The following is a 23518-nucleotide window of genomic DNA, read 5'->3' on the forward strand; positions in this document are numbered from 1 at the left end:
TGGTTGTTTATTTAAAAATTATTGAAAATTTAATTGTGATATCATCACCTGTTGTTATAGTACCAAGTAGTGCTTTTGGAGGTTCAATTTTAAAATCGGTCATTTTAATTTTTTTCTCTCCTACCAGTTTTACTTTAGAATCTGATATTGTAATTGTAAAATCTAAAGACACGCGTTTTTTTGTTCCAGATATGGTTAAATCGCCTGTTGAACTTATGGCATAAACACCATTACCTTTACTGGTTGTGCTTTTAATTTCAGCTAATTGAAATGAAATGTTTTTGTAACTACTAGTGTTTAAAGCTTTGTATGTGTTTTTATCCATTGCAGATTTTCCACTCTTTAAACTTTCGGCAACTATTTCTATTGAACATTTTTCTATTTGACCAGTTTCAATATTTTTAAAGCTAATTTTCCCGCTTTGTTTTTCTGCAGTTACATGCCAATCATGTAAACTAGATGTTCCTAAAACAGTTAGTTTTGATTCTCCATTTATTAAATTAAATTCTTGCGCTTGTATTACATTTAGTGTTACTATAAAAAAAGCAGCTAAACCTAATATGCTTCTTCTTATACTTATATTCATTTTTTGTTGTTTTTAAATTATACAGCAAATTTCAAACATAAATAGAAGTACATCTATGACTTTTGTCATATAGCTTTTTGAAAATAAAATGTTGATATTTGTTATTGTATTATTAAAAAACACAATAAATTAATTATGGATAAATATTTTTTGTAAAAACTATTTAAACTGCATTATTAGTTAAAATAGTAATAGGTGAGATTTTAATAAAGTCAACATTTTGGTTTACTGTATTACTATTCAATAGGTTTATATAGATTAGATAACTATGATTGGAATTCGTAGTGATTTTAAACTTATTTTTATGTTTGCTATCCCAGTTGTTGTTGCGCTTTAGTTGTTCTGAAATTCTAGTAATACCATAATGCTTTTAACAGGTCTCAAAGTCCTTTTTTATTAAATTTGTAAAGTAGCTAAGTTCCAATATTCGCTTTGAAGGTTTTCGAACAAACCATCTGTAATAACTACTTCGGATTACTTTTAATACTTTGCAAATTTTCTATTGAACATATATGTCGATAACTAGCTATGAATTGATAAACCTTAAACCGTTTTTAGAGATAATATGAACGTATTTTTAAAATATTTCAAGTTCTAATTCTTTTTATTTAAATGTTTTTGCAACCGTTTGTTCTCTAAAGAATCATATTAGCTGATTTTTTTTGTTTAAGAAATTGTTTACTATTTAAATTCAGTACTGTAAATACTTTTCTTTATGTTTCAAGATATTTGTTTTATAAGAAACAATCTTATTTTTTTGTCCTAACTTTTTGTTGCAAACCAAATATTAAATATTTTTTTTTATAAATTTTATCTAATATATATTTAATTAGAGTAGTTGTTTTAGATTTCTCAATTTTGTTTTTTTATTTTTCATAATTAAAACAATAAATTTGCTAAAATTAATAAGTGTAATTTAAACAAACAGGTATTATGAAAAGTTTTGGAGCAAGCAATGTGTTTTTATTAAGTGATGATATTGAATGGGAAGATTTAGGCGGAGGTATAAAACGAAAAATTATGGCTTATGATGATAATATTATGCTTGTAAATGTTCACTTTGAAGCTGGTGGTGTAGGTGCAATGCATAATCATTATCACTCACAAGTTACATATGTTGCAGGTGGTGAATTTGAATTTACTGTTGGTGATGAAATAAAATTAGTAAAGGAAGGCGATGCACTTTATATACCACCAAATGTAATGCACGGAACAATTTGTAAAAAAAGTGGTATTTTAATTGATGTTTTTAGTCCTATTCGTGAAGATTTTATTAAATAATCATAATTACTTTTTATTTGAAGAATCTCTAATTATTAATTCAGCATCAAGAATAACTTTATTTAGTATTTGCTTTACAAAAGGTTCTTTTACGCGTTCTAAAAACGTTAAAGCAGCTTGCTTACCAATTTCAGCACTATGTTGCTCTATACTAGTTAAGGTTGGCGTTACCATGGCGGTAAACGATTCGTTTCCAAAACCAACCAAAGCAATATCTTTAGGTATTTGAATATTTTGTTCGTTTAAAACTTGTAAAGCACCAAGTGCAGCATAATCGCCCGCTATATAAACAGCATCAGGTTTATTTTTTAAAGCTAATAATTGTATCATTTTTTCTCTACCATCTTCGGTAGTTAGGCTACTTTCTAAAAGCAATTCGTTATCTAAAGGCAAGTTGTGCTTTTTTATGGCATCAACATACCCTCTAATACGGTTATTAAAAATGCGCGTATGTTTGTAACCACCTATATGCGCTATGCGTTTGCAACCTTGTTCAATTAAATGTTCAACAATCATGTGGCTACTATCATAATCATTAATGCCAATATAGTCAACATTCAAATCGTTTTCACCTCTATCAAACAAAATTAAAGGAATGCCTTTCGATTTTATCTTTTCAAAATAATCTAGCTTTATAGTTTCATTAGCCATAGAAGCAATAATACCGTCAACTTGCGTAAACAAAAGCGTATCAATGTTATTACATTCTTTTTTATACGATTCGTTTGATTGGGTGATGATGATGTTGTAACCTTCCTTATTTAAAACTTCTTCAATATTTTGAATAACAGATGAAAAGAAGTTACTGTTCGTTCTAGGAACAATAACACCAACCAAGTTACTTTTACCTTTTCTAAGCGCACTTGCCAAGTGGTTTGGTTGGTAATTTAACTCTTTAGCTACCTTTTTTACAGCATCTTTAGTCTTAGTACTTATTCTTGAATCATCATGTAAAGCTTTAGAAACAGCAGCAGGAGAAATATTTAAAACGCTAGCAATGTCTTTTATAGTAGTTTTTTTTTTGTTTGTCATTTTTTTATATATTTGCTTAAACGTTTAAGCAAATATAACATTTTAGTTTTATAATTTAAATCTAGAATTCTATTTAATGTTTTCTTATATTTACTAATAAACCATTGCTTAAACGTTTAAGCAGAATTAAATTTAACTAAATCAATAAATTGTAACAAAATGAGTAGAGTAGTAACATTTGGTGAGATTATGCTTCGTTTAGCACCTCAAGGATTTTTAAGATTTTCTCAAGCAGACAACTTTGATGTTGTTTATGGTGGTGGAGAGTCTAACGTAGCAGTATCATTAGCAAATTATGGTATTTCTGTAGATTTTGTAACACGTTTACCTAAAAATGATATTGGTGAATGTGCTATGATGGAAATGCGCAAAAGAGGTGTTGGTGTAGATAAAATTGTATGGGGTGGTGAACGCCTTGGTATTTATTTCTTAGAAACTGGTGCAGTTTCTAGAGGTAGTAAAGTAGTTTACGATAGAGCATATTCTTCAATGTCTACTATCCAATCTGGTATGATTAACTGGGAAGAAGTTTTTAAAGGCGTTGAGTGGTTTCACTGGACGGGTATTACACCTGCTATTTCTCAAAGTTCTGCCGATGTATGTTTAGAGGCTGTAAAAGCTGCTAGCAAATTAGGCGTTACTATTTCAACCGATTTAAACTACCGTGCGAAGCTTTGGAAATATTGCGACGCTGCAAAAAGAGAAGAAATCATGACTGAACTAACATCGTATTGTGATGTGGTTTTAGGAAATGAAGAAGATGCTGAAATGCACTTTGGTATTAAGCCAGCAGGAGCAGCAGTTCAAACACATGGTCACGATGTGAAAGCTGAAGCATTCTTATCTGTTTGTCAACAAATGATGAAAAAATTCCCAAGAGCTAAAAAAGTTATTACAACTTTAAGAGGTTCTATTTCGGCATCTCACAATACTTGGGCCGGTGTTTTATACGATGGAAAACAAATGTTACAAACACGTCAATACCAAATTACCGATATCGTTGACCGCGTGGGTGGTGGCGATTCTTTTATGGGTGGATTAATCTACGGATTATTAACTTACCCAGATAACGACCAAAATGCATTAGATTTTGCTGTAGCGGCATCGTGTTTAAAACACACCATTAAAGGTGATGCTAACTTAGTAACTGTTGATGAAGTAACCAAACTTATGGGTGGTGATGCTTCTGGTAGAGTTGCTAGATAATAAATTTTTAGAACCTGCAAGATTTAAAACCTTGCAGGTTTTTTTAACCTTTAAATCATCTTTAATTCATGAAAAAATCGATAGCCATAATTTGTGGTGGTGGTCCTGCTCCAGGTATAAATACTGTTATTAGTACAGTTGCTAAAACGTTTATGAAAGATGGCTTTAAGGTTATAGGTGTTCATCATGGCTATAAAGGCTTGCTTTCAGATAATCCTGAAGTAAAAATTTTCGATTTTCATCATGCCGATCGTATTTTTAGTCGTGGTGGTTCTACGCTGATTATGAGTAGATTCAAACCAAAAGATAGCGATTTTAAAGCCGTTTTTTTCAAAAAAAACAATGTTAAATTACTTGTAACTATTGGAGGTGATGATACCGCATCAACAGCCAATAGATTAACAAAATACCTTCAGTCTCAAAGCTTAGATGTATCTCACATTCACGTTCCAAAAACCATAGATAATGATTTACCGTTGCCAGATAGAAATCCAACATTCGGGTTTCATACGGCAAAAGATGAAGGTGTTCGTATTGGTAATACAGTTTATGAAGATGCTCGTACAAGTGAAAACTGGTTTGTATTGGCAGCTATGGGGCGTTCAGCTGGACATTTAGCTTTTGGCATTGCTTCAGCGTGTCATTTTCAAATGATGATTATTCCGGAAATGTTCAACAAAACTACCATTACATTCGAGAAGATTATCAATATGATTATTTCTTCTATCGTAAAATGTAAAATTAAAGGTGTTGAGTATGGTGTAGCATTGGTAAGTGAAGGCGTTTTTCATTTTATGGAAGAAGATGAAATAATAAATTCTGGTATCAACTTTACCTATGATGCTCACGGACATCCAGAATTAGGAAACGTAAGTAAGTCGCACATTTTTAACTACTTATTACAAGTAAAATTGAAGGAATTAGGGCTTGATATTAAAACAAGACCCGTTGAACTTGGTTACGAATTAAGATGTTGTAACCCAATTGCATTCGATTTAACTTTATGTACTTTGCTAGGAATAGGTGTTAAAAAATTATACGATCAAGGAATTTCAGGTTGTATAGTAAGTGCAAATTCAAGAGGAGATGTAACCCCGTTATTTTTAAAAGATTTTGAAGATGAAAATGGAAAAATTCCTCCAAGGTTAGTTGATATCAATTCCGATATGGCACAATTATTTATAAATAATCTATTCTTTATTCAAGAGAAAGATTATGAAAAAGCAAAAAAATATCTACCCAATCCAGAGGCGTATGATTTCAAAAAAATATTAAACTGGAATTAAAATTTAAAAACAATAAAATGGCACAATTTTCAAGATTAGAAGTAGCTCAAGCCATGAAAGATACAGGGATGATTCCTTTATTTTTTCATAGTGATATCGAGTTAAGTAAAAAAGTATTAAAAGCATGTTACGATGGTGGCGCTCGCTTAATGGAGTTTACGGCACGTGGTGATTTTGCTCACGAAGTTTTTGGCGAATTAACAAAATACGCTATTAAAGAATTACCAGGTATGATTATGGGTGTAGGTTCTGTTACCGATGCAGGACAGGCAACTTTATACATGTCTTTAGGCGCAAACTTTATAGTAACACCTGTTTTAAGAGAAGATATTGCTATAGCTTGTAACCGTAAAAAAGTATTATGGTCTCCAGGTTGTGGAACATTAACCGAAATAGCAAGAGCTGAAGAGTTAGGTTGCGAAATAGTAAAACTATTCCCTGGTGATATTTACGGGCCACAATTTGTAAAAGGTATTAAAGGTCCACAACCATGGACAAGTATTATGCCAACAGGTGGTGTTGCTCCTACAGAAGCAAACTTAAAAGGTTGGTTTGATGCAGGTGTAACGTGTGTAGGTATGGGTTCTCAATTAATTTCTAAAGAAATTATTGCAAATAAAGATTACGCAAAGTTAGAGCAAGATGTAAAAGCTGCTTTAGCAATTGTAAAAGCTGTTAGAAAATAATTTAATTATTTTTTTAAATCTTGAAAAAGCCGAACTTTTTAGTTCGGCTTTTTTTTATTCTATACGTTTATAGTTTTCACCATAAGTTGGTTGTTCTAAACTATCTACTTCTATTTGAGTAAATTTATTTTTATCTAGCATTATATTAAAAACAAACTTCTTTTTCTCTTTAATTCTGCTCTCCATTGCCTTAGAGCCATAATCTAAAATTTCAGTTAGCATACCATCTTTTAAAGTGTAGTTTCCAACACCAAACCAATCAAGAGAATCCGATGTTCTTAACCTACTCCACATTACTTTAGTTTGAGAAAACATTTTCATTTGTTTATAATTACTTGAAGATTTTATGGTGTCTACACTACCATCGTCTCTGTAGTTTAAAAAACTAACAAGTTCCCAAGCACCTTCTAAAGTAGGTGGTTTTGCTTCAATTTCGGTTTTATTTTTTTTATTACAAGAAAATAATAGGGTAGCACAAAGGATGAATGATAAAGTTTTCATAATTGGTTTATTTAGTTAAAAGTCAGTTTATTACAATTTACAAAAAAAATAGATAAATAGATAATGGAATAGTTGCTAATTATGGTATGATAATATCTTTTGATAATTTTAGTGAAAGTTTTAAACCAAAAATTCTACTTTTGTTATGATTAATAATTAATAGCAATTATGTCAGATACAATAGAAAAAGTAAAATGCTTAATAATAGGTTCTGGTCCGGCAGGATACACAGCAGCCATTTATGCTGCCAGAGCAAATATGAACCCCGTTTTATATCAAGGAACACAACCAGGAGGTCAATTAACAACAACTAATGAAGTTGAAAATTTTCCAGGATATCCAACAGGTATAACAGGACCAGAAATGATGATGGAGTTACAAAAACAGGCAGAGCGCTTTGAAACTGATGTACGCGATGGTTGGATAACTAAAGTAGATTTTTCAGGCGATATACATAAAGTTTGGGTAAATGATACCAAAGAAATACATTGCGAAACTGTAATTATATCAACAGGCGCATCTGCTAAATATTTAGGTTTAGATTCTGAACAGAAATATTTAAAATTAGGTGGTGGTGTTTCGGCATGTGCTGTTTGTGATGGCTTCTTTTATAGAAATCAAGAAGTAGTAATTGTTGGTGCAGGAGATTCCGCCTGTGAAGAAGCACATTACTTATCAAAACTTTGTAAAAAGGTAACTATGTTAGTAAGACGTGATGAGTTTAGAGCATCAAAAATTATGGCAGAACGTGTTAAAAAAACAGCTAATATAGAAATACTGTTTAATACCGAAACCGATGAGGTTTTAGGCGACGGACAAGTTGTAACAGGTGTTCGAGCTAAAAATAATATAACAGGTGAATTAACTGAAATTCCTGCAACTGGATTTTTTGTAGCCATAGGGCATAAACCAAATACCGATATTTTTAAAGATTTTTTAAATTTAGATGAAACAGGTTATATTATAAATGTACCTGGAACATCAAAAACAAATATTGAAGGAGTTTTTGTTTCTGGTGATGCTGCAGACCACGTTTATAGACAGGCAGTTACAGCTGCAGGAACTGGTTGTATGGCGGCTTTAGATGCAGAACGCTATTTAGCAGCAAAAGATTCAACTTTTGAAGTATCTACATCTAATTACAATTAGATTATAAAAATTAAAGTTTGAAGCCGAAGTATTTGCTTCGGCTTTTTTTATTAATTGTTTTTTAAAATTTAATAAAATGTGTTTTCTTTGAAAACAGTTTTAAACGGGATGTGGCGCAGTCTGGTAGCGTACACGGCTGGGGGTCGTGTGGTCGCAGGTTCAAATCCTGTCATCCCGACAAAATAGACTTACTATATTGTATATGAAAAAGGTTGCGAGATTTCAGAACACTTACCGCACACCGTAATTCTGGCATAAAGTGGAGCTTTTTTGTTTTTGGCACTTGCCAGTTTTAGCCAAAACAGGATAGTAAAGGTGTTTGAATGTGTTATAATCTTTCATTTTTAAATTAAACATTAAAAACAAAAGTCAAATCAAATCATTCGGTTACCTTTTTTATGGCTTTTTAGTATTAGTAACCGAATAGGTCACTTTTTCACCAAACAAAAACAAATTAACCGAACATTTTAAAACACAAAACCTTGATAATAATTAAATTACCAAGGTTTTATTTGTTATTAATTCTGATATTGTCGGGGTGGCAGACTTAATTCAAAATCTCCTAATCCCCCAATACTACTGATTTATTGCGGTTTTTACCTTTTTGTGCTCACCTAATTGTACACTAAACTTCAAAAGAACATCGATGTAATTTAATTTGATTGTTTTTAATGTAATAAAAGTACAAATTTAATCAATCAAGAAATACATCATAACTTACATTTTTTTAAGTTACAATATTAGCATAACTTGTAAGTTTTATAACCCTTGAAGTGATATCTTTGTTATAATACTGTTAGTTAATTCCACTAAAACGTAATTTTCTTCAGGAGTAAAGAATGTATTACTATTAGGATTTATTTTAATAATTATATCTCCAGATTCTGAATTTGTAACAAAATTACTTCCCAATACACTAACCGTATCACCTACTTTAAACAAAACACCTTTTATTTCCACTGAAATATCAGGAGATATCACTTCAATCTCAGCTATTTCATAATTTTGATTTGTTCCTTGGCTACTTTTTAAAAAGGTAATGTTTAATCCGTCTTTTGAAAATCTTTTATAACTATCAGGTATTTCAATTACTTCGTATCCAAATGTTCTGTTAAAAATTGAATTCATTTGAGTAATATCCGCATTTGTATTGTTAATATTTAAAAACGTTACTCCATCTATTTTTATATTAACATATTCTTGATATGTTAATAGATTAAAAGTTTGTGAAGTACAACTTAAAGAAAATAAAAACAAAAGTTGAATTGCTGAATTTAAAATTATTTTTTTCATATTTATTTAATTACAATTATTAATTGGTTTACCACTGGAGTCAAATTTAGTGGCCAAATAGTTTTCAGGGTTTAGTGCTGTTCCACTACTATTCTTAATCTTAATATGTACATGAGAAACAGATAGCCCTTGACTAATTGCGTTACCTAAATTCCCTGAATCACCTTGATAACCTATTATATCTCCAGCTTTTACATCCCCAGTAACTCTATTATTTTCCTGTAAATGAAAATATTGAATAGATATGTTTTCACCATTTACAATAGCTGTTTGATAAACTACATAACCTGCTTTTGGAATTAAAGCGGTCGCTTGGGCATGACCATCAAACATAGCATAAACTGGTGATCCATAGGAGTTTTTTATATCCAGCCCTCCATGAAATTGTTTGCCTCCTGATCTAGTATATCCAAATTTCCCTCCATTAATCCCAGAATTTTTTTGTGCAGCAACCTCAGGGTTCTTTACAGGATCTCCTTTACATGGCTTATCATTCACACAACTACTGCCATCGCCACCACAAACACCACAATTATCTTTTACACCAAAACAATCATCTATGCAGTTATTTATACCATCACCATCGCTATCATTTTCACAATTGTTATAATCCATACATCCTATACCAAAGCATTCACAAGCATCCCCACTGGGGCATGTTTCTTCTTCTGGATCTGGATCTGTAACTGGTGGACAATAATATGGGTCGCAGGCACAAGAAATACATTCATCATCACTATTAGAAGAACTTCCAATAATTACCATTTCATCAAAATTTTGACCATAATTAGTTTGAATTGCTGCGTCATAAACATCAATAACTCCATCATCATTCCAATCGTAAACATCATTGGTAACGTCATCGTCATTATTAACATCATATATATAATCATTAGGGTCAGTAAATACATCGTAATCAATATCATTATCTTCTGCCCAACTAATCCAATCATCCACTCCCCAATCATCTCCTGCTTCACTGTAATCTTGGGCAATTCCCAAATTACACCCCAAACAAAAAAACAACCCTAAAAGTAAAAAATTTTTAAAAGCTAATTTAGTATAATTTTTCATATCAATTTTGTATTAGTTGCTTTTAACAATCATTCGGGTGTAAATTTGGTTGCCCGCAATAATCCTTACTACATAGTACCCTTCGGGCAAACTACTGTCTATGGGTATGGTGTAGGTGTATTCGCCTGCTTGCTGTGTGGTATTTGGCAGTATGCTTATATGCTGCGCTGTATGCAAACCAACCAATTCTACAAACACCTCGCTAGCGGTTTCCAGTTGATACTGTACTGTTAGACTATTATTGAACGGTACAGGATAAAGCTTAATAAATTGGTTTTCTTGGGCTGCAAGTGCTTCTAGTATTTCAGTATCCAAGGCATCTACTGAGTCTTTTGGTCTTAGAACCAAACTCATGGGTTGCCCATATTCTGTCCAAGATTCTATAAAAGTGTCAACTGTTCCCGTTAAATACGTAGTACCCAATAGTTCCTTTTGTTGAAGGACTAATGTAAAAACCGTATAATCTAAGCTTAACTCGTTGGGATTATCCGGGTATAATCTATCCATAGCAAAGCTTAAATTGGTATCTATATAGATATTACCATCTTGCCATTGTGCCGAAGCTGTTTTTTCCTGACCATTAATGGATGCTTTTATACCAATTGCAGTATTGCCAGAAGCATCAAAATTAATTGATATTGGCACAATGCGTTCTATAGTTTTCCCAGACCAATCGTATTGTACAAGCTTCCCAATCCATTCACCAGCAACCATTTCTTTTGTTAAAGTTTCCTGATAGGTTTCTATATTAATTTCTGAAATCACTTCGGGTTGTATATAGGTAGAATCCACTTCTATATTAGTTTGCATTGTTGCTTCTATAGCGACCTCGTTCTTTTCTTTTTGTTGTGCTTGTATGTATTTTGCAAGTGTTTTACTATTTACCGTATTGTTGTTCAGTAAAAACTCTAGAGCTTTATTTTCATCGGCAGGCACGCCATAACCTAAATAATAACATAAGCCTAAAAAGTGGACTGCCATAACATCGGTACTTTGGTTAAACCAATACACGGCTTTTTGGTAATCCTGTGTTACTCCATAACCTTTAAAGTACATATAGCCCAAGGTGTATGCTGCTCTTTGGCTACCGTTTTCTGTTGCTTTTTCAAACCATTCCATGGCTTTAGCAAAACTAAGCTCACAGCCCATGCCATATTTGTAAAGCCTTCCTAAATTATATTGGGCTTCTGGATACGCTTTATGTGCAGCACTTGATATATAGTAAAATGCTTTATTTATATCTTTTTTGGTTTGAATACCATTTAAGTAAAACATGCCTAAATAGTTTTCTGCTTTGGCATCACCTTGTAAAGCACAAGGTTCTACTAATGCAAATAAGGTGTTTTGCTGCCCGAAAGGTGATTTTTTTAATAATATACTATTGGCTTTTTCTAAGTTTTTTTCACAATCTTCCTGTGCATTTAATGCAAATACAACTAAAGAAAAATGAAAAAAGAGATACATGAATTTTTTCATCGATAATATAATTTAATTGAAATTAGTTGGTTGGATTATAAGCTGAAGAGGATAAAGCTTAATACTGAAAAGTATTTGTGTCCACTTTTTTTGAAATTCCTAATTCTATTCCAAAGCTTTCCATTAGTTTTTTATAGTTTTTCTCAAAATAAAACCTTAAAGCACTCAACTTCTGTTCTTTTAGCTTTTTATCGTATAAATAATAGGCTTTGGTTACCGACTGGTTTAGGTAATAATGTGCTATAAGTGCATAAACTTTCTTTTTCTGGTCATCAGTTAATTCATGAGCTTTTAGCACGTTGTTCATTTCCTTTGTAGCCTCCTTAGTTGCTGCTTGCTTAATCTCTTCTTCAAGAATTGAAAGGTATTCTTCTTTACTAATAAGATTTGCCAAATTTTTTGCAAATTCCATTTTTACTTCTGTATTGGTTTTTTGCATGGGAGATTCTAATATTCCATAAATCGATTCATCTTTACTGCTGTTCTTGATTTCCAAGAGAGCAGCTTCTTTTTGTTTAATCAGATCTAAAAATTTGATAATCCTATCATTATCCAATCCAGCCTTTTTAGCTCTTTCTACAAGCACTTCCAATTCGGTGTTATTGTTTGATTGGGCAGTCACATTTAGGAATAAACCTAATAAGATTATGAATACAATTTGCGTTTTTCTTTTCATCTTTTGGTAGTTTAGTTGTTGATGGTTTAATTAGTTTGCTCTATATTAAGTAAGATAAGTTTTTAAATGACTAAATTTTTATCTTACAATATTAACAAGTGCAATTATACATATTCTTTTTTAATTTGAATTGCGGTTTTGTCGTATACAAAATACGGGGAAACCGTAAAAACATAGATTACACTTAGAATTAATCATACTTTTTTATAAAAAAAGTGTTTTTTAAAAAGAAATAACTTTAATTTACTGTAGTTAAACCTTTATCTTAAGATATAGTTTAACTTACTAAACCTAATTATCTTTAATGAAAGAAGAGTCAATTTCAAAGCATAAAAAAAAAACGATATTACTGGACGGTATTTTTATAGTACTTTTATTTGTATCCCCCTTATTCTTAACCATTTTTTTTCAATTTAATACGTCTCAATTAAGAATAAGCTTTATAAGTATACTTGCTTTCTGGATGTTATGTAAGCCAACTTATTCAAAATTATCCCTTAAAAAGGCTTCATTATTTGACATAGGCGTTTTGACCTTATTTTTATATGCCGTATTTCATTTTTGTTTCTATTCCAGTGCCTCTTTATATTACTATATGCTATGGCTCTATATTGGCTATTTTTTTATATTCTATATGTTTCGTTGGATGTTAGAAACCCAAGGTAAACCCATGTTATCAGTACACTTTATATTGCTTTTAATTATTTTCACTTGTCTTATCCAATCCTTAATTGGCATTTTACAATATTTCGATGTACTAAACGGAAAGAATGATTTTTTTAAATTATTAGGTAGTTTTAGAACTCCTAATTTTTTTGGAGTTTATTTGGGGTTTGGTTTTATTATTTTAATTTGGTATCTATTCATTATTAAAACCAAAAAAAACATTCTTTTTGTCCTATGCTTTTTTGGAATATTACTGTTTACCATACTTATCATACTGTCCAATTCAAGAGGTACGTGGTTGTCAATACTGGTGGCGTTAACAGTGTTAGCCTTCACTTCTAAAAAAGTCATTACTTCAATAAAAAAACTTTCTGTTCCAAAACTTGTTTTTGGCTCATTAATTATAGTTTTTCTATGCTTTTTTGGGAGTAAATACTTATATGCTCTAAAACCAGAATCTGTTAACGGACGTGCTTTTACAACACAAATAACTTTACAAGAAATAATGAAGCAGCCAATAAAAGGTCATGGGCTTTTTACCTTTGCTGGTAAATACAATAAAGCAAAAGCCGATTATTTTATAGAGCAACCCAGACCATGGGGTGACATGAAAATAGCTATTTACTCATTTTCTGCCTTTAATGATTATTTATTGATTGCTTTTGAATTGGGGGTATTGGTTTTAATAGTTCTGTTAGCTCTAGTTATTTTTGTATTTAAAAAACTTAAAATAACACCTGAAACAAGAATTGGACTCGGGCTTTTTGTAACACTCTGCATTTTTGCCATGTTCAATTCCCCTATACATAATCCATATATAATGTCTGTTGGGCTTTTAGGATTTGCTTTAATACTGAAATTTGGAGAGCTTAATCTATTTTCTATAAAACTCCCATTTTCGTTAAAGAACATAACTTTAGCAGTTGTCTTTTTTGCAGGTTGTCTCGGATTATATGCAGTCTCTACAAAAACTATCAATCAAAAAAAATTTAAGGACTATAGCATTATTAATGATTCTTTAGATGTAAAAAAGGTTGTTTGCTTAAATAAATCAACAGATGATAATTTATTTTCTGAATATATTTTAGGAAAAAAGCTTTACGATAATGGTTTCAAAAACGAGGGTATAGCACATATGGAAAAAGCTTTTAAAAAAAGCTATGCTCCCAAAATAGGTAAACAACTTGCTTTTTGCTATATAAAAGAAGGCGATTACAAAAAAGCCGAAACGATATTTAGATTTAATATTCATGTAGAACCGTATCGATACGAACCCAGAATGGATCTGTTAATGTTCCTACATAAATTTAACCGTCATAAAGAAGTGTTTGAACTATCCAAAGAAATTATCAATCTTCCTGTAAAAATCCCTTCAAAAGAAATTGAAAAATTCAAAAAAACAGCTTCAAAATATGTTGAGAACTATTCACGCACTGGCAATACAAATATAAAAGGGAGCTTATCCAATTTAAAAATAATAAAGAGTACTGTTTTAAATAAATCTTTGCTCTATAAAATCTATTTACCACCACTATATAAGGTAAATAAAAAATTACCTGTCATTTATATTAATGATGGTGATAATTATATCAAAAAAGCGTCACTTCCCAAAGTGCTAGATAGCTTAATATCAAATGATATCATAGAACCAGTTGTAGCCGTTTTTTTAGAACCAAGAGATGAAAAAGAAAATTGGAGAAACATCAGGCAAGAACTATTTTTATGCAATCCTTTATTCGTAAGTTTTTTCACTAATGAATTTATACCAACCATTGAAAAGTTATATACCGTAAGTAACCATCCTAATGATAGAAGTATAATGGGTGTTTCATTTGGAGGTTTAGCGGCAGCTTATATTGCTGATAACGCTCCAAATACGTTTAAAAATGTTATCATGCAGTCGCCAGCATTTCATCCATGTAAGGATATTTATAATTCATTTTACATGAAGCCAAAAAAAGATTTCAAGATGTATTTGAGTTATGGCACAGGTAAAGACACAGAAAAACAAGATATTCCATTTATTCAAATTTTAAAAAACAAAGGCTATAATTTAAAAATAAATCGAGTTGAAGGTGCCAATCATGAGTGGAGTGTATGGCAAGAACAATTAGACGATATACTTGTTTATTTTTTTAACAAAAAAATCATGTAACCAACTTTATTATCAATTATATTTTTTTATCAAATTTTAATCTATTTTTTTATGCCATCTTATACCTTCAATATTACTTCTAAGCTATTGTCTCTTCAAAATCTACATTATTTTTTACTTTTTTTAGTATTAAGTTCTTGTTCGTTATATGCTCAAACAAGTAGCAATTATACCAAAAGTGTAAATCTCACGCTATCAAAAGCAGGTAACAATAAAGCTGAGTTCATTAAAGTTTTAGAACACTTTAAATCAGACACATTAAAGTTTAAAGCCGCAAGCAGTTTGATTTCTAACATCTCTTTTCATTCCTTTAAAAATAATTATGAAGATTATAATGATTTAATTGATTTTTTGCACAATGAAAGATTGAAACAAATGGAAGATGGTATTGAAGAAAAAAAAATTAGAGATTTTGTTCGGAAAACATTTGAGAAGGCTTCTGCATCAGTATATCAATTAAATCGAGGGAAGAAGCATGCTTTAATAAGCGATATAGACATTCTGAAATCTGACTTTTTAATTGAAAATATTGAGTTAGCTTTTGAAGCTCACAATAAATTACCTAAAAAATACCAGTCTAATTTTGAAGATTTTGTTAAATATGTGCTACCATATAGAGTTAGTAGTGAACCTCTTGAACTTACAAAAAGAAAAGAGCTATACAAAAAATATTCTTGGGTTTATGACTCTCTTAAAACAAAGCCCTTGGATATAATTATTGAAAGAATTTATGATGATTTGAATCTTGATGGAGGTCAAAGTTTATTAAAGAAACTAAACGGTCTATTATCGTTAACCCAAATTGAAAAACTTCAGTTTGGACGTTGTGACGATATTGTAAATTACTTTGTTATGCTTTTTAGGTCTTTGGGTTTTGCTGCTGGAGAGGATTATATTAGTCATTGGGGAAATTTTCATCATGCGTCAGGTCATGCATGGGTATTTTTAAAAATCAAAGATGAGACATTCCCTATTCAGGTTAGCGTGGATAGTTATTCAAATTCTACATCTAAAAAAATATTTATGGTTGGTAGTATGCCAAAAATATTTAGAAATAACTTTATAAAGATAGATGAAGAAACTTTAGAACTTTTACCTATACAAGATGTGACTTATGTTTATCGCCTAACCTCTAATGTACATGTTAAAAACAGTTTTGAATCTAACTTTAATGAAGATTTTAAATTATGTGTTTATGATAATCAAAAACAATGGGCTATCGTTGATGATAATTATACCTATAGTAATGAAACAGTAACTTTTAATAACGTTGGCAGGGGTATATTATATTCCATTGCAATATTAGAAAATAAGGATTTGAAATTAATTAACTATCCTTTTTATCTAGATTTTAAAGGAAACTTAATCATGTTGGATAATAAATCTCCCCTAAATAAAACTTCATTTGTACTTAGAAAATACCCTCCTTTCTTTCCTCATATTAATGTTAAACTTGACAGACTTAAAACATTAAACTATTGCAAAATTCAAGGATCTAATACTTTAGATGACCAAGATTTTAATGATATTTATAAAATTGAAAATTTTTGTACTTCACAAAAAATAAAATTTTATTTTAATGAAAAACAAAAGTACAAATATTATAGATTGATTAGTGATAACGATGTTCTTATCCAATTAGCTAATTTTAATTTACTAGATGAACATGGAAAACCTTTTGAGAATTTAGATTTGGCGTACAATGGCTTGGAAACAACCGATAGGTTGTTTAAAGTTTTAGATGATGACCCTTTAACTTATATCGAATACAAAAATTTAAATATAGCTTTTGAAATATCTAAAAATCAATTTGTATCTGGATTTCAAATTCAAGCTAGAAATGATGATAATCATATCAATATTGGAGAAGAATATGAATTTATGCAGTATGATAAAGGTTGGAAGAGTATAAGAAAAGAAATAGCTAATGATACAGTACTTAAATATGATAATTTACCTAAAAATGGCTTATATATTTTAAAGAACCTAACCAAAGGTAAAGAAGAAAATGTTTTTTCGTTTGATAGTGCTGGAAATCAATTTTGGTTTGGTGTTTCTGACATAAATGAAATACTTGAAAAAGTAGAAAATTAAATTCATGTATGTGTTTTTTTCAAAAAAATTAAAATTGATTCATTAAAATTATAATTACAGAAAGTTTTCCCTCGATATAAAGTTACTAATTACAAGAACTTACTATTATAAAAAATTCTCTATATAAGCGTGATTGTAAAACTAAGGGAAAAGCTAAGGGAAAAGCAAGAGGGTAACACGCTAAAGCGATGTTACTTTTTTTAACCCCTTAGTTTTCAATAGTTTTGATGCTTTAAATGAATTAAGTTCTAATCATTTTTCACGGAAAAACGCTCGTAAGTCAATAAAATCAAAGAATTATTCCGTGAAAAAGCAGGCTTTGAATCCATTTTGTTACATTTTGGGCTGTTTTGAGTTTCTGAAAGTCTTTATGAGAATTTAAAAATTCATTTTTACGAAAATAGGCTCAGCCCAGTGAAATCAATAATTTTTTTTTACTAATAAATCAAATTTCAGCCCTGAATTCTCCAAAAACACTTCATAGTATTAGCTCGATAGATGTTGGGGCTTTTAATTCGTAAAAAGTATTAATTTGTAACTTCTTTTGGAAACATTCTAAATTCAATGCCTTTATCCCTGTCTTTGTCTTTTTGACAATAATAGTTTTTCAATGGCATCATAGCTTACCAACTGTGAATCGGGCAATATACTATCAACCAGTTCCAATACGGTTGCTATGGTCAGTTCCTTGGAACAATTGTTCAGTCTGGGTGATGCAAAGTCATTCTCACTGTCCAAAGCCAAAATACATGTCCTTAACAGACAAGATATAATATAACGCAGTTCACCATTGTCAGTTACTTCAAAGGTCACTTCCTGCATAACAGGGTTGCCCTCCCTACTATAGTATTTACGCTCTCGAGGGTTCAATAACCTAAAGACTGTTTCCAATGTTTCCTTGTCTTGTTTATGGTTTTTGTTTTTTGTTTTCATCAGCTAGGATTTAATTATATCGGAGTATGAGCTTCACAGTGGACTTCTTTTAAATGTTTCAGTTGAGTTTCTCCTATTTGGTGGGACTCCTTTAAGAACTGCTTACAGCGTTTTAAAACCTTGTCCACATCCTTTAATCCAAAATCATATGCTCCATTTGTGCCTTTAAATTGTATGATTTCAGATGCGTTACAAAGCATATAATACTGGCGTTGTACACCAAAAGTCGTTTGGAAAAATATGTTATTGGGCAGAGAAGTAAAAGTGCTGCACAAGTGTAATAAATAGGACAGGGCATAATGATGGGGCTTAAATTCCCAAAACACATACAAAAGTCCCAAACATATTTGTTCCATCGCATTATGGAGTACCGCAAGCTTCGATAAAGGTTCTTCATCGTCATGGATGACATCAATAACCGAGAACAAATATTTTGCCCGTTTCATACGGTGCTTCCAAATGGTTTTAATCTCTTTGTATATTGACACATGATACATCAACCCGTATTGGCTATATCTTGACAACACATTATCTTGTTTATACATACAGGGTGTTTCTTTTATAGTCCGGGTTAAAAAATTATCGCCAATATCAATCCTTTCCATGAGGTTAGACAAGGTTACATATATTACACAAACCTTGCAACGCTGCTCCATTTTGTTATACATTTCTTCCATAAAATCATCAAGGTCTTTCTGGAGTGTTTTATCACCTACAAGTAATAAAGTGTACACTGCTTCCAAATAAATTTGTTTGTCTTTTGGTGATAAATAAGTTAGGTGCTTGCTTTTGCACGTATTCATATGAATGATATATACTGAATGCAATGGTATCAAACTTTGTAAAAGGACTAAAAGTTCCGTTTGTAAAGGAAATTTTGTTGATGTTTTTGCTGACACTTCTATAATCTTAAAAATTAATATTCCTAATTTATATATATTTGTTACTAATATAGGAATATTTATTTTAAAAAAAGTAAATAATAACTAGAATTTTATAATAAAATTGTAATAGATGTTCTTAATAGGTAAATTTATATTCCTAAAAAAGTAACAATGACCGAGCTTGGACTATATTTATCTAGAAGATCAATTAACCGATCAGATGTTTCTAGAAAAACAGGAATTAATACTACAAGACTTAACGAATTATCTAACAATCCAAGAACTAAATTTCGAGTTGATGAACTTTATAAAATCGCTTTAGCGATAGAAGTTAATCCTTGTGAAATGCTAAAAGAAGTTTGTAAAGATATCAAGCTTTCTAATTAACATATATTATTAAAATTTTGTGTTTATTAATTGAATGATATTTATAATAAATTCTCTTTCAATACACTCCCGTCTTTTTGTGAAGAGTGTATTGAAAGGGAATTCTATTTTAGCCTTAAAAAATAGTGGTTTTGGTTTGTATTTCTGATTGTAGCTTTTTGGTTTTAAATCGCTGCAATAGGTTACTTATATCCTCACTTATTTTTGTTTCTACTACCCTAGCATATACCTGTGTGGTTGATAATTTAGCATGCCCTAGAAGCTTCGATACCGTTTCTATGGGTACACCGTTCGAAAGCATGACGGTTGTGGCAAAAGTATGTCTGGCAACATGAAAGGTTAGGTTCTTGTTTATACCGCAGTCATTTGCTATTTCCTTTAGGTAGGCATTGGTTTTTTGGTTGGAGCTCAAAGGCAACAAGGATTCTCCATAGTTGTTTTCTGAAATATCTTTATACTTTTCCAATATTTCCATTGCTTTAGGCAAAATAGGGACTTTTACCGTTTCGTCCGTCTTTTCCCGTTTGGTAAATATCCAATGGTTGTTGTCTATACCCCGAGTGATTTGCTTTGTTGTAAGCTCTTTAACATCTACATAGGACAATCCTGTATAACAGGAAAAAATAAAGCAATCCTTTACTCTTTCTAAGCGTTCATTTTTATAATATGTATTTTCTAATAACTCCAGTTCCCTTCCCGTTAGGTATGCCCTATCATACTTGTCAAACTTCAATTGAAATTGGTTGAACGGGTTCTTTGGTATCCATTCCAATTTTACCGCTAGATTTATCATTTTCTTGAAACGCTCCAAATGTTTCATTACACCATTATTGCTGAGCATAAGCTTTTTCTTAGCGTTTTTGTAAGTTCGCAAATACTGTTCGAAATCGCTTATAAAACGGTAGTTAAGTTGCTTTAAATAAATGTCATTTGTTTTTAGTTTTTGGCTTAGGAATTTATCCAAATACTTTTCCGTAGTAGTATAATTTTTCATCGTACCGTGTTTTAAAACGCTGACCATATTGGTATTGTGGTAAGCAATCAGTTCTTTTAAACTTTTATGGTTATCGTCTTCTCCCAAGTATCTTGATTTAATGGCATTGGCGGTAATGATTTTGGATTCTTCCAACAACTGTTTATGGCAGTCTAATAATTGACTATATAACTGGTCCAAATAAGAGTTCAGAACTCTTATTTTATAAGTGCTTCCACGTCCCCTATTTTTCGAACTGTCCCATTCTCTAATGAGAACGGTTCTTTTAAGGCTAATTTCTGAACGTCGTCCATTGACTGTAATGCGAACGTAGATAGATAGCTCGTTCGCGCTGCTTCTTGATTTTCTTGTGAAGAAAATAATTGAAAAGGTGCTGTTTGTCTGCATTTTTAACGGCTTTAGTTTGACATTTTTTTGAAAAAACGAAAGTCAAATTGCTTTTAAATGCTCTTTAAATTTACGACAATTTTGGTGAGAAAGTGCACACCTGATTGCACACCTTTTTATTGAGTTAAATTGTTTTTATTTGCCATCAAACAAAATACCTAAAAACAAAAAACACTGATAATCATACAATTAACAGTGTTTTGATACTTCCTATTTCTAGGTTCGTCGGGGTGGCAGGATTCGAACCTGCGACCTCCTGCTCCCAAAGCAGGCGCGATAACCGGGCTACGCTACACCCCGAAGTTAGTTCTATTCTAACGGGATGCAAATATACTTTTTTAAATAATATACAAACTAAATATTTAATATAATTTTAAAAAATCTATATTTAACCTTTTCTGGACAACTATAGCTAATTAAAACCAAATCTTAATATGCCAAAATTTAAAATGACCCGACTTAATTCTCTCATTTTAAAAAAAACGCTGTTATCAGGTGTTTTTTTAATTAGCATATTGTATACGCATTCTCAACAAATTTTAAAAGGCAAAATTATTGATAGTGAAAGCGGCACACCAATAGCCAACGTAATAGTTAAAAACGTTCAAAACAATACAACATCAACATCAAACAACCTAGGTTTATTTGAATTTCAAAATACAGGATTTTACAATTTTTCAAAAGCTGGTTATGAAGAAAAAGAAATTGAAATTTCAAAAGCTGAATACATAATTATTCAATTAGAAATTAGTCCTTCAAATTTAAATGAGGTTATTGTAAGCACTAACCATATTGCTCAAAAATTAAAAAAATCTAATACAACCATAGATCTTATTACTACTAAAGATATTGAACGTGGTAATACTACTAATGTTCTTGATATTTTAAATAGAGTGCCGAGTATTTTTATGCAATCGGGTGCTTTAAACACTAACAAAATTTCTATTAGAGGTATAGGTTCTAGAAATTTGTATGGCACTTCAAAAATTCGTGCATATTTTCAAGATATACCTTTAACTTCTGGTAATGGAGAAACTTCAATTGAAGATTTTGAATTGGGTTCCATTTCGCGTTTTGAAATTATAAAAGGTGCTGGTTCTAGTATTTACGGTGCTGGTTTAGGTGGCACAATTCACCTTATTCCTCAAAACGCCTATTTAAATCAAACCAGTATACAAAGTGATATTTCTTTTGGATCTTTTGGGTTAATGAAAGGTGTACTAAATGTGAACCATGGTACTACAAAAAATAGTTTTAGAGCCATTTATAGCAACACACATAGTGATGGCTACAGAGCGAATAATGAATACAACCGAAAAACCTTTACCATAAACACTAACCACTTTATAAGTAATAAAGACGACATTACATTATTGGCTAGTTTTGTTAATTTAAAAGGGTTTATACCAAGTTCTATAAATGAAACTAACTATTTAAACAACCCTAAATCGGCTGCATTTACATGGGCACAATCAAAAGGTTATGAAGATTCTAAACGTGGTATTTTGGGTGTTTCTTGGAATCATCAATACAACAGTAACATAAAGCAAGCTACCAGTATTTTTTCATCTTTTAAAAAAGCTTATGAACCAAGACCTTTTGATATATTAACAGAAAACACAAACGCTATTGGTATTAGAAGTCGTATTTTAGGAACAATTAATAAACTAAATTGGACACTTGGTGGTGAATTATTTAAAGACACTTATAAATCTAGAAATTTTGAAAACTTATATCAAAGTTATCCTGCTGGAACTGGTAGTGTTAAAGGCGATAAATTTGCAGATTTAAAAGAAAAACGAACCTACTACAACCTGTTTTTTGAAACCAACTATAATACTTCTGAAAAAACTACAGTGTCTTTAGGATTAAATTTCAATAAAACTTCTTACAACTTATATGATAAATTTTTAACTGATGAAAACCCAGACCAATCAGGCTCTTATAGCTTCAAAGGCATGCTGTCGCCAAAATTAGGTATATCGCATCTTTTTACTGAAAATATAAGCTTTTATTCTAATGTAAGTCATGGTTTTTCACCACCTTCAACAGCAGAAACTTTACTACCCGAAGGATTGATAAACCCTAACATAAAACCAGAAACTGGTTGGAATTTTGAAGTTGGTACTCGCTCAACATTCTTCAACAACCGTTTACAACTTAACTTAGCATTGTATAAAATGGCTGTTAAAAATCTTTTAGTTGCTAGAAGAACAGGTAACGACCAATTTATTGGTGTAAATGCTGGAAAAACACAACATAATGGTTTAGAAATGGTTGTGAAATACCAATGGATACAACATGAAACTGTTTCTTTGAATCATTATATTTCATATACACTAAACGATTTCAAGTTCAAAGAATTTGTTGATAATGAAACTGATTTCTCTGGAAATAAACTAACAGGCGTACCTTCTGAAGTTTTAAATACTGGTATAGACTTTGAAACTAAATTTGGCGTATACACCACAGTAAACTATCAGTTTGTTGGCAGTATTCCTATAACAGATAACAACTCACTTTTTACTAAAGATTACAGTTTAACAAACACAAAAATAGGCTACAAACACAGTATCAACTCAAAGCTAAAACTAAATGCTTATTTTGGTTTAGACAATGTTTTTAACAAACATTACGCTTCGCAAATTCTTATTAATGCTACTGGTTTTGGCGGTGCTGCTCCACGATATTATTACCCAGGCAATCCAACAAATTATTACACAGGAATTAATATAATTTATATGTTTTAACTAAATTTAGGGCAAAAAGAAA

At 31.0% G+C, this 23518-nt stretch carries 19 protein-coding genes and 2 tRNA genes; 10 read left to right on the forward strand and 11 right to left on the reverse strand.

Annotated features, from left to right (window positions below):
* Positions 1-7: 7 nt before the first annotated feature.
* Positions 8-586 (reverse strand): YceI family protein, encoded by a 579-nt coding sequence (locus ACFQ1R_RS06710; RefSeq protein ID WP_379925366.1) that lies wholly within the window; start codon positions 584-586, stop codon positions 8-10.
* 933 nt (positions 587-1519) lie between these two features.
* Between ACFQ1R_RS06710 and ACFQ1R_RS06715 the strand changes: the two genes are divergently transcribed.
* A complete protein-coding gene (locus ACFQ1R_RS06715; protein ID WP_379925367.1) occupies positions 1520-1867 on the forward strand; it encodes a cupin domain-containing protein in 348 nt (115 codons plus the stop codon).
* 6 nt (positions 1868-1873) lie between these two features.
* On the opposite strand, the gene ACFQ1R_RS06720 is transcribed toward ACFQ1R_RS06715, so the two are convergent.
* On the reverse strand, positions 1874-2899 hold the full coding sequence (locus ACFQ1R_RS06720) for a LacI family DNA-binding transcriptional regulator (protein ID WP_379925368.1): 1026 nt from the start codon (positions 2897-2899) through the stop codon (positions 1874-1876).
* Positions 2900-3058: 159 nt separating this feature from the next.
* Here ACFQ1R_RS06720 and ACFQ1R_RS06725 point away from each other — a divergent pair, with 159 nt between their 5' ends.
* The 3 genes from ACFQ1R_RS06725 (at position 3059) to ACFQ1R_RS06735 (ending at position 6077) form a co-directional block, all read left to right on the forward strand.
* Positions 3059-4105 (forward strand): PfkB family carbohydrate kinase, encoded by a 1047-nt coding sequence (locus ACFQ1R_RS06725; protein WP_379925369.1) that lies wholly within the window; start codon positions 3059-3061, stop codon positions 4103-4105.
* A gap of 68 nt (positions 4106-4173) precedes the next feature.
* Entirely contained in the window at positions 4174-5391 is a 1218-nt protein-coding gene (locus ACFQ1R_RS06730; RefSeq protein ID WP_379925370.1) for a 6-phosphofructokinase, read from the forward strand.
* A 17-nt stretch (positions 5392-5408) separates the two neighbouring features.
* Positions 5409-6077, forward strand: coding sequence for a bifunctional 4-hydroxy-2-oxoglutarate aldolase/2-dehydro-3-deoxy-phosphogluconate aldolase (locus tag ACFQ1R_RS06735; protein WP_379925372.1), 669 nt, complete (start codon positions 5409-5411; stop codon positions 6075-6077).
* A gap of 54 nt (positions 6078-6131) precedes the next feature.
* Here the strand turns inward: ACFQ1R_RS06735 and ACFQ1R_RS06740 are convergent, their stop codons facing one another.
* A complete protein-coding gene (locus ACFQ1R_RS06740; protein WP_379925373.1) occupies positions 6132-6578 on the reverse strand; it encodes a hypothetical protein in 447 nt (148 codons plus the stop codon).
* Positions 6579-6746: 168 nt separating this feature from the next.
* Between ACFQ1R_RS06740 and trxB the strand changes: the two genes are divergently transcribed.
* A complete protein-coding gene (gene trxB, locus ACFQ1R_RS06745) occupies positions 6747-7727 on the forward strand; it encodes a thioredoxin-disulfide reductase (protein WP_379925374.1) in 981 nt (326 codons plus the stop codon).
* 104 nt (positions 7728-7831) lie between these two features.
* Positions 7832-7905 (forward strand) — tRNA-Pro (locus ACFQ1R_RS06750).
* 581 nt (positions 7906-8486) lie between these two features.
* On the opposite strand, the gene ACFQ1R_RS06755 is transcribed toward ACFQ1R_RS06750, so the two are convergent.
* The 4 genes from ACFQ1R_RS06755 to ACFQ1R_RS06770 form a co-directional block, all read right to left on the reverse strand.
* Complete coding sequence (locus ACFQ1R_RS06755; protein WP_379925375.1) at positions 8487-9020, reverse strand: hypothetical protein; 534 nt, start codon at positions 9018-9020, stop codon at positions 8487-8489.
* Positions 9021-9026: 6 nt separating this feature from the next.
* The gene (locus ACFQ1R_RS06760; protein WP_379925377.1) at positions 9027-10022 is read right to left on the reverse strand and encodes a M23 family metallopeptidase; all 996 of its coding nucleotides are present in this window, start codon (positions 10020-10022) and stop codon (positions 9027-9029) included.
* A gap of 84 nt (positions 10023-10106) precedes the next feature.
* A complete protein-coding gene (locus ACFQ1R_RS06765; protein WP_379925378.1) occupies positions 10107-11570 on the reverse strand; it encodes a hypothetical protein in 1464 nt (487 codons plus the stop codon).
* Between the two features lie 58 nt (positions 11571-11628).
* Positions 11629-12246 carry a hypothetical protein gene (locus ACFQ1R_RS06770; RefSeq protein ID WP_379925379.1) on the reverse strand — a complete coding sequence of 206 codons (618 nt, stop codon included), beginning with the start codon at positions 12244-12246 and terminating at the stop codon, positions 11629-11631.
* Positions 12247-12916: 670 nt separating this feature from the next.
* On the opposite strand from ACFQ1R_RS06770, the gene ACFQ1R_RS06775 reads away from it, so the two are divergent.
* Positions 12917-15067, forward strand: a complete 2151-nt coding sequence (locus ACFQ1R_RS06775) for an alpha/beta hydrolase-fold protein (RefSeq protein WP_379925380.1) — start codon at positions 12917-12919, stop codon at positions 15065-15067.
* A gap of 51 nt (positions 15068-15118) precedes the next feature.
* Positions 15119-17161, forward strand: coding sequence for a hypothetical protein (locus ACFQ1R_RS06780; RefSeq protein WP_379925381.1), 2043 nt, complete (start codon positions 15119-15121; stop codon positions 17159-17161).
* A gap of 570 nt (positions 17162-17731) precedes the next feature.
* Here the strand turns inward: ACFQ1R_RS06780 and ACFQ1R_RS06785 are convergent.
* Both ACFQ1R_RS06785 and ACFQ1R_RS06790 read right to left on the reverse strand, forming a co-directional pair.
* Positions 17732-18094, reverse strand: a complete 363-nt coding sequence (locus tag ACFQ1R_RS06785; protein ID WP_379925382.1) for a hypothetical protein — start codon at positions 18092-18094, stop codon at positions 17732-17734.
* Between the two features lie 14 nt (positions 18095-18108).
* Entirely contained in the window at positions 18109-18993 is an 885-nt protein-coding gene (locus tag ACFQ1R_RS06790; protein WP_379925383.1) for a hypothetical protein, read from the reverse strand.
* A 156-nt stretch (positions 18994-19149) separates the two neighbouring features.
* Between ACFQ1R_RS06790 and ACFQ1R_RS06795 the strand changes: the two genes are divergently transcribed.
* Positions 19150-19365 (forward strand): helix-turn-helix domain-containing protein, encoded by a 216-nt coding sequence (locus tag ACFQ1R_RS06795; RefSeq protein ID WP_379925384.1) that lies wholly within the window; start codon positions 19150-19152, stop codon positions 19363-19365.
* Positions 19366-19480: 115 nt separating this feature from the next.
* Here ACFQ1R_RS06795 and ACFQ1R_RS06800 read toward each other — a convergent pair whose 3' ends face one another.
* Both ACFQ1R_RS06800 and ACFQ1R_RS06805 read right to left on the reverse strand, forming a co-directional pair.
* The gene (locus ACFQ1R_RS06800) at positions 19481-20746 is read right to left on the reverse strand and encodes a site-specific integrase (RefSeq protein ID WP_379925385.1); all 1266 of its coding nucleotides are present in this window, start codon (positions 20744-20746) and stop codon (positions 19481-19483) included.
* A gap of 225 nt (positions 20747-20971) precedes the next feature.
* Positions 20972-21046: transfer RNA gene (locus ACFQ1R_RS06805), tRNA-Pro, on the reverse strand.
* Between the two features lie 134 nt (positions 21047-21180).
* On the opposite strand from ACFQ1R_RS06805, the gene ACFQ1R_RS06810 reads away from it, so the two are divergent.
* Positions 21181-23496, forward strand: a complete 2316-nt coding sequence (locus ACFQ1R_RS06810; RefSeq protein WP_379925387.1) for a TonB-dependent receptor — start codon at positions 21181-21183, stop codon at positions 23494-23496.
* Positions 23497-23518 lie beyond the last annotated feature (22 nt).

This window comes from Mariniflexile jejuense (assembly GCF_042675665.1).
Classification (GTDB): Bacteria; Bacteroidota; Bacteroidia; order Flavobacteriales; family Flavobacteriaceae; genus Mariniflexile; species Mariniflexile jejuense.

What these genes read in the sequence shown, in the direction of transcription:
- ACFQ1R_RS06795 (WP_379925384.1), top strand. Translation starts at nt 19,150, where the DNA reads ATGACCGAGCTTGGACTATATTTATCTAGAAGATCAATTAACCGATCA.
- ACFQ1R_RS06730 (WP_379925370.1), top strand. Translation starts at nt 4,174, where the DNA reads ATGAAAAAATCGATAGCCATAATTTGTGGTGGTGGTCCTGCTCCAGGT.
- ACFQ1R_RS06725 (WP_379925369.1), top strand. Translation starts at nt 3,059, where the DNA reads ATGAGTAGAGTAGTAACATTTGGTGAGATTATGCTTCGTTTAGCACCT.
- ACFQ1R_RS06740 (WP_379925373.1), bottom strand. Translation starts at nt 6,578, where the DNA reads ATGAAAACTTTATCATTCATCCTTTGTGCTACCCTATTATTTTCTTGT.
- ACFQ1R_RS06770 (WP_379925379.1), bottom strand. Translation starts at nt 12,246, where the DNA reads ATGAAAAGAAAAACGCAAATTGTATTCATAATCTTATTAGGTTTATTC.
- ACFQ1R_RS06715 (WP_379925367.1), top strand. Translation starts at nt 1,520, where the DNA reads ATGAAAAGTTTTGGAGCAAGCAATGTGTTTTTATTAAGTGATGATATT.
- ACFQ1R_RS06735 (WP_379925372.1), top strand. Translation starts at nt 5,409, where the DNA reads ATGGCACAATTTTCAAGATTAGAAGTAGCTCAAGCCATGAAAGATACA.
- ACFQ1R_RS06780 (WP_379925381.1), top strand. Translation starts at nt 15,119, where the DNA reads ATGCCATCTTATACCTTCAATATTACTTCTAAGCTATTGTCTCTTCAA.
- ACFQ1R_RS06755 (WP_379925375.1), bottom strand. Translation starts at nt 9,020, where the DNA reads ATGAAAAAAATAATTTTAAATTCAGCAATTCAACTTTTGTTTTTATTT.
- trxB (WP_379925374.1), top strand. Translation starts at nt 6,747, where the DNA reads ATGTCAGATACAATAGAAAAAGTAAAATGCTTAATAATAGGTTCTGGT.
- ACFQ1R_RS06810 (WP_379925387.1), top strand. Translation starts at nt 21,181, where the DNA reads ATGCCAAAATTTAAAATGACCCGACTTAATTCTCTCATTTTAAAAAAA.
- ACFQ1R_RS06775 (WP_379925380.1), top strand. Translation starts at nt 12,917, where the DNA reads ATGTTATCAGTACACTTTATATTGCTTTTAATTATTTTCACTTGTCTT.
- ACFQ1R_RS06785 (WP_379925382.1), bottom strand. Translation starts at nt 18,094, where the DNA reads ATGAAAACAAAAAACAAAAACCATAAACAAGACAAGGAAACATTGGAA.
- ACFQ1R_RS06765 (WP_379925378.1), bottom strand. Translation starts at nt 11,570, where the DNA reads ATGAAAAAATTCATGTATCTCTTTTTTCATTTTTCTTTAGTTGTATTT.
- ACFQ1R_RS06800 (WP_379925385.1), bottom strand. Translation starts at nt 20,746, where the DNA reads ATGCAGACAAACAGCACCTTTTCAATTATTTTCTTCACAAGAAAATCA.
- ACFQ1R_RS06710 (WP_379925366.1), bottom strand. Translation starts at nt 586, where the DNA reads ATGAATATAAGTATAAGAAGAAGCATATTAGGTTTAGCTGCTTTTTTT.
- ACFQ1R_RS06720 (WP_379925368.1), bottom strand. Translation starts at nt 2,899, where the DNA reads ATGACAAACAAAAAAAAAACTACTATAAAAGACATTGCTAGCGTTTTA.